Below are 6,428 nucleotides of genomic sequence, written 5' to 3'. Positions count from 1 at the left end.
GCTGGGTGGGGCCGAAGAGGTGGGCGTGGTGGGTCAGCAGCCAACTCGCCGCCCCCGACAGCCACTCGGCGCGGCCCGTGGCGTGCGCGGCGCGCAGCAGCTCGTTCCACAGCCGCTCGTCCCCCGGGGCCGAGGCCAGGGCGCCGCGGATCGCCGTGTACGCCTGCTGCGCCTCGCCCGCGCCTCGCAGCTCCACCGCCAGCGTCAGCGCCAACTCCGTGACCACCAGCGGATACTGCGCGTCCACGATCTCGTGGGCCAGCCACCCGTACCGCGCGTCCGCCAGCAGCGGGCCCCGCGCCAGCTCCAGCGCCTCGCCCAGCCGCCGCAGGCGCTCCCGCGCCGGAAGGCGGCCCCCGCGCACGACCGTTCCGTGGTGCAGCGAGATCAGCAGGTCCCAGTCCGAGGCCACCGAACGCGCCAGCGTCAGCCGCCCGCCGGGCGCGGTCACGAGCCGGGGCCCCAGCCACTCCCGCAGCCGCCCGGTCAGGGCCTCGCGCACGTCGTCCGTCACGCCCCGCGGCCACAGCGCCGCGCCCAGCACCCGCGGGTGCACGCCCTCGCGGTGCAGCAGCAGCAACGCCAGTGCCTCGCGCAGCCGTTCGGCCCGCTCGGCCTCCGGCTCGGGGAGGCCGGTGATCTCGTAGCCGCCCATCAGCCGGACATACACCTCGGGCGCGCCGGTCTCGGGCGGCTCACCCGCCCCGGACGGCGCGCCCTCCCGGCCGCGCGTCAGGTCCGCGAACAACTCGACTACGGCGGCCCGCGCGGCGGCGGGCAGGAGTTGGGCGGTCAGTTCGAGCCCCATCATCGGCTCCTTCAGCAGCCCGTCGTCCGTCACCTCGAACTGCCAGGCGGTGCCCGGCAGTCCAGGGCGGTCGGAGCTGACGAGGTAGCCGATGCCCACCTGCGCCGAGACGGCGGCCAGCGCGCCGAGCCGGTCGGCCTCCTCCGGCGTCGGTGGGCGGCCGACCAGCACCAGGTGCGGGGCCAGGCCCGCGCGTCCGAGCCGCAACCGCGTCTCGTTCTCCATCACTTCGAGCAGGCCGGCGACGTCCTCGACGTGCCGCACCCGCGTGGGCGCCAGCGGGATGAGGTCCTCGCCGAAGCCGACCAGGGTCACGGTCATGCGGTCCGACCAGCCGCTGGTGGCCAGTTCGGCGGCGATCGACGCCAGCACCGCGTCCCGCTGCCGCGCCCGGCCGGTGACGGCCACCGCGCCGGGGACCGCCTCCAGGTTCAGCAGGAGGCGCAGCCCCTCGCGGGTGCCCAGGCTCGCCAGCCCCGGGTAGGGGGCCTCGGCGGTCGTCTCGCCGTCCGGCACGTCGTTCTCGTAGACCGTCCAGTACGTCTCGTCCGCGCCGGTCCCCCAGGGCGCGGGCGGGCGGCCCGCGGGCGCGGCGAGCTGGAGGTGGAGGGTGGACTCGCCCAGCCACGCCGCGTACACCGGCGGCAGCGGCTTCCCGTCGGCGCCGAGCGCGGCGGCCAGGTGGCGCAGTGCGCGGTCGAGGAACGCCACGGCCCGCGGCGCGGCGCCGACCAGCAGCGCGTCGCGGGCGGCGGCGGCCTCGGGGCCGCCGGGGCCGAGGCCGTCGCCGACGCCGCGCCCGAGGGTGCCGGCGGCGGACTGCCACAGCGCGTTGCGCCGGGTGCGCCCCAGCGCGAGAAGGAGCCCGGCGGCCAGCAGCGGCGCGCCGACCAGAGCCTCGGAGAGGCCGAACCCCTCGTCCTCGCCCGCGGCGTGGGCCGCCTCGGGCGCCGCGTCCGCGCCGTCGCCGCGTCCGTCGCTGTCACCCGAGCCGCCGGGAGTGCCCGAGCCGCCCGAGCCGCCGTCGGGGAGCCCGGAGGGCAGGTCGTTGAGCCCGTTCGGCCCGCCCGGGATCAACGGCCGCCCCGGGCCGTCCTCCTCGGGCTCCTCGGGCTCCTCGGGCTCCTCGCTCTCCGCCGGAACGTCGGGGGCGGGCGCGGGCGGCGCGGGGTCGCCGGTGTCCCGGTACCGCTCGTACGCGTCCGCCTCGTCCCGGTCCAGCTCCGCCATGTCGCCCGGCAGCTCGACCAGTTCGCCGCCCTGGGCGTCGGCGGGCATCTCCAGGATCCACCCGGGCCTGATCAGGCTGGCCTCGGTGAGCCGCGAACCGTCGGGCTGCACCCGGTCCTTGTTGAGCTGGTAGACCTCCCGGTACCGCAGCCCGTCGCCGAGATGGCGTTCGGCGACGCCCCAGAGAGTGTCGTGGTGGCGCCCCTCGGGGGGCTGGATCCGGTAGAACGTGGTGGGCGCGGCCTCGGACGCCGCCTCCCCCGCCGCCGCCTCGGCCGCCTCGACGCGGCGCAGTTCCTCCTTGGTGACCGGCTCGCCCTCGATCTTCTTGCCGCCGCCGTCCGGCGACGCCGACACGGCCGCGACCCCCGGGATCCGCTGGGCCGAGGCCACCACCTGCGACGAGCCGGGCCCGGGGCCCTCCCCTCCGGGGCCGAGCTGGCTCAGCCCCGGCGTCAGGGAGGCCGCGGCCGAGGTCAACAGCAGGACGGCACCGACGAGTTGGCGCGCGAGGATCTGGCTGGGGCCCGCGCCCGGCACGCGCCGGGGGATGCCGACGCCGGAGAACGCGCCCGCCGCCTCGACCAGCACGCACGCGGTGAACTGGGCCCAGGCCACCCAGACCAGCACCGCGAGCACCTTGAGGAACGCGTCGGCGCTGATCTCGTCGGTCAGCATGTCCATGCTGGGCGCCGAGGAGGGCCCCGGCCAGCCGATGAGGGCGGCCAGGGCGAGCGGAACGCCGATGACCAGCACGATCAGGGCGAGCACGGCGGCGATCGCCCTGAGCACGTCGCCCGCGCTGCGCCCGGTCTTCACCTGGGCCATGGGTTCACTCCTTTCCGACGGTGGGCCGACCCGGCCGTCACGGCCGCCTCAGCCGATCTGGGCCTCGGCCGTCGCGGTGCCCCACACGGTGAGGGAGCCGTCGAAGACCAGGCCGGTGAAGAGGGGGCGGTAGGTCAGGCGGATCCGCACGGTGACCCGGTTGACCGCCTCCTCGGTGCACTCGGCCGCGGCGATGTCGGCGGCGTTCATGCCGACCGAGGTGGCGTACTCGGTGACGCGGCTCTCGCAGCTGCCGAAGTTGATCGGAACGGGGCGCACGCCGGCGCGCAGCGCCTCCTCGTCGAGGTCCTGCGCGGCGTAACGGGCGGCCTGCTCGGCGATGTCGGCGGCCCGTTCGCGCTGCGAGATGGCGAGCCCGCCGTCCACGAGGAACGCGGCGAGGCCCAGCACCACCAGCGCGAAGAAGATGACCGCGATCGCCCCGGACCCCCGGTCGCCGCGGCGCCGTCCGCGTCTCATCCCGACCTCCGGTAGGGGTCGATGGGCGAACTCGACGTGCCGCTGAGCGTGTGGGTGACCGGGACGCCCAGCATGTCCAGGCCCCGCACCCGGCAGCTCACCTCGATGCCGAACAGCGACCCCGGCCGGTGCCCGGCCGGGGTGGTGCGCTCCACGCTCACCGTGTCGCCGGCGCACACGTCCCCGAGCTGCGCCTCGGCCACCGCGCGGGCCTCGCGCATGGCGTCCTGCGTGGAGCGTTCGAGCGACCCGGCGCGCGCCGCGTCCCTGGCCGCGCCGTTCACCGCGCTGCGCCCGGAGACGAGCTGGCCGAACGCCACCAGCACCAGGATGAACGCGATGATCAGGGGCGTCAGGATCACCACCTCCAGGGTGGTCAGCCCCCGGTCGCCGCCCGCCCGCACCGCGCTCACTCCCCGTCCGGCACAAAGCGTTCGACCGGGCCCTCGCTCGCGGCCTCGACGGTCAGGTCCATGCCGGGAAGGATCGAGGGAACGGTCCCCGTCACCTCGACGCGCACGGTGAACGTCTCCGGCTGCCCGGTCGCCACGTCCGGGCGGGCGGTGAACAGGCCGGGGCCCAGCTGCTCGATGTACTCGTGCGCCTTGCCCTCGGCCGCCGCGCGCCAGCCGCCCGGGTCGGCGTCGGCCTGGGCGCGGGCGGTGCGGGCACCGGCCTGGGCCGCGGCCTTCGCCACCTGCTCGGCGAAGGAGTAGAGCGCGAACTGCACGGCGCCGAAGATCATGAAGAACATCACCGGCGTGAGCACGACGAACTCGATCGCCGAACTGCCGCCGTCGGCCCCCTCGCCGACGCGGCGGCGCACGAACGCACCGAGCCGCCGCACGGTCAGCAGTCGCTGAAGTCTTGGACGCCCTCGATGCAGTCGCTCACATCGCCGGCGCGGTCGTTCAGGGCGTTCATGATCACCGCGGCCACGCCCGCGACGACGCCCACCACGATCGCCGCGATGATGACCCACTCGATCGCGGACGCGCCGCGGTCGGGCCCGGCGGCGCGGGCGCGCTCCACCCGGGCCCGCAGCCGCGCGATCAGGAAGTCCGTTACCGGATGGCGGAACATGTCTCATACCTCCACGTGACGTCGGCCCTCATGCCTGGAACACCCGCATGCCGGCCGGGAAGATCAGGAAGATCAGGAAGCCCATGCACAGCAGGAGTTGCGCGATGAGCATGGACTGCGACTTCTCGCCCGCGCTGCCCTCGATCTCGGCCAGCTCCCGGTGGCGCATGGTCTCGGCGCGGGCGGAGAGCGAGGCGCGGACCTTGGCGCCGTCGTCGGCGACCAGTGCCAGCGAGGTGGAGAGGTCCTTCAGCTCGTCCACGCCGACCTCGTCGCCGAGGCGGCCCAGCGCCTGCCACTGGGTGAGCCCGGTGATGCGGGCGTCCGCCAGCGCCGACTGGATGCGCCGCAGCGCCCAGCCGTCGGAGACCTCGGCCGCCGCCTTCAGCGCCTCGGGCAGGCCGCGGCCCCCCGCGAGACTCATCGCCACCAGGTCCAGATAGGCGGCCACCACGCGGCGGAAGTCGCGCCGCCTGGCCTTGGCGTCCCGCCGGACCTCCAGGTCGGGCAGGAAGAAGAACCCGGCGGCGAACGCCAGCGCCAGCCACACCGGGATCACCGGGCTCGCGCCGACGCCCAGCATCCAGGCCATCGAGAAGAGGAACGGGCCGAAGAAGAGGCCCGCCGCGGCGAGCACCACCTTGGTGGCGAGGAACGACTCCCAGGCGCGGTCGAGCAGCGCGAGGTCGGCGCGGAGCGAGCGCAGTTCCCAGCCGCGCTGCACATACAGCTCGGCCAGCCGCTCGCCGGTGCGCTCCCGCACGTCGGCCAGGAGGGGGGCGCGGCTTTTCCCCTCGGCGGAGCCGGCGGGCGCGGTGGCGCTCGGCTGGTGCGCGAACGTGACGCCCGCGCTCCCGCGTGCGCGGAGCGCGTCCACCCGCGCCACGGTGGAGACCGGGCCGCGGCGCCCCGGTAGCAGCGCCCTGATCAGCGCGTAGACGCCGAGCCCGAAGAGGGCGCCGACCAGCACGGCCGTGGTGATCTCGGAGTTCACGTCCGGGTTCCCTTCCGCTGCCCCGGCAGCCGCCGGGGGGCCTCCGGGCCCGCGCCCACCGGGCTCCCGCCCACCGGGTCCGCGCCCGGCTCGCGGGGGCGGAGCGCGGCGGCCGGCTCGCCCCTGGCGAGGAAGCGCTCGGGCAGCTCGATGTGGGCCAGCCGCCGCATCCACCAGAAGCCGAGCCCGAACAGGCCGCAGACGAGGGACAGCCCCGCCTGCCCGAGCGGGTCGCCGAACGGTTCGACGAAGTCCCGGTTGAAGATGGCGAGTCCGAGGGGGAACGCCACGCTGACGCCGACGACGATCTGCACGCTGCGGCGGGTGGAGGCGCGTTGGGCCATCACGCGCTGCCGCATGCCGACCTCCTCGCGCGCCGACTTGGCCAGCGCGCCCAGCACGTCGCGCAGACCCGGGCCGCGCAGGCGGGCGTTGAGGATGAGGGAGGCGACGATGACGTCGGCCGAGGAGTCGTCCAGTTCATCGGCGAACTCCTGGAGCGCGTCCGGCAGCGGGGTGCGGGAGCGGAGCCGGTCCACCAGGTTGTTCAGCGGGCCGCGCAGCGCGGGGGCGGCGGCCCGCGCGGACGCCGGGATGGCCTGCTCCAGGCCCACCGCGCCGGCGATCGTGTCGCGCAGCGACTCCGTCCACCCGGCCAGCGCCTCGACGCGGCGCATCCCGGCCCGCTCCTCGGCCGCGCCGCCGAAGAGGCGGTCCCAGGTGAACGCCAGCAGCGCGCCCGCGAGCGCGGCGACGGGCCAGCGGGTCAGCAGGAGCACCACCACCGCCACCACGGCGGCGACCGTGCCGCGGCGCCCGAAGAACGCCGCGACCTCCGCCCGTCTTCGCTGCCGCCCGGCGCGTTCCTCGGCGGACCGCGGCGGCAGGCCGCGGACGGCCGCGACCAGCAGCGCGACCCCGCCGCCCATGGCGGCGCCGCAGAGCAGGGCCGCGAGCACGCCGAGCGAGAACGGCCCGCCTCCCCCGTTCATCCCCATGCCTCCC

General features: G+C 76.0%; 7 protein-coding genes. All 7 read right to left on the bottom strand.

The window, feature by feature from the left end; translation table 11 throughout:
- The coding region (locus ADY01_RS09930; RefSeq protein ID WP_049569211.1) for a bacterial transcriptional activator domain-containing protein at positions 1 to 2,866 on the bottom strand (2,866 nt) is incomplete at its 3' end.
- Positions 2,867 to 2,914: 48 nt separating this feature from the next.
- Positions 2,915 to 3,346: a pilus assembly protein TadG-related protein gene (locus ADY01_RS09925; RefSeq protein ID WP_049569209.1), complete on the bottom strand. Its 432-nt coding sequence runs from the start codon at positions 3,344 to 3,346 to the stop codon at positions 2,915 to 2,917.
- Entirely contained in the window at positions 3,343 to 3,759 is a 417-nt protein-coding gene (locus tag ADY01_RS09920) for a TadE/TadG family type IV pilus assembly protein (protein WP_049569207.1), read from the bottom strand. The genes ADY01_RS09925 and ADY01_RS09920 overlap by 4 nt, the downstream gene beginning before the upstream one ends.
- Positions 3,756 to 4,202 (bottom strand): TadE family protein, encoded by a 447-nt coding sequence (locus ADY01_RS40440; RefSeq protein ID WP_420715626.1) that lies wholly within the window; start codon positions 4,200 to 4,202, stop codon positions 3,756 to 3,758. Before ADY01_RS40440 ends, ADY01_RS09920 begins: the two co-directional genes overlap by 4 nt.
- The gene (locus ADY01_RS40435) at positions 4,196 to 4,429 is read right to left on the bottom strand and encodes a hypothetical protein (protein WP_049569203.1); all 234 of its coding nucleotides are present in this window, start codon (positions 4,427 to 4,429) and stop codon (positions 4,196 to 4,198) included. The genes ADY01_RS40440 and ADY01_RS40435 overlap by 7 nt, the downstream gene beginning before the upstream one ends.
- 28 nt (positions 4,430 to 4,457) lie before the next feature.
- The gene (locus tag ADY01_RS09905; RefSeq protein WP_049569201.1) at positions 4,458 to 5,423 is read right to left on the bottom strand and encodes a type II secretion system F family protein; all 966 of its coding nucleotides are present in this window, start codon (positions 5,421 to 5,423) and stop codon (positions 4,458 to 4,460) included.
- The gene (locus ADY01_RS09900; RefSeq protein ID WP_049569198.1) at positions 5,420 to 6,421 is read right to left on the bottom strand and encodes a type II secretion system F family protein; all 1,002 of its coding nucleotides are present in this window, start codon (positions 6,419 to 6,421) and stop codon (positions 5,420 to 5,422) included. Before ADY01_RS09900 ends, ADY01_RS09905 begins: the two co-directional genes overlap by 4 nt.
- Between the last annotated feature and the right edge of the window lie 7 nt (positions 6,422 to 6,428).

The sequence above is a fragment of the Streptomyces sp. SBT349 genome, from assembly GCF_001083795.1.
Classification (GTDB): Bacteria; Actinomycetota; Actinomycetes; order Streptomycetales; family Streptomycetaceae; genus Streptomyces.
This window is presented reverse-complemented; position numbering and strand designations above follow the sequence as displayed.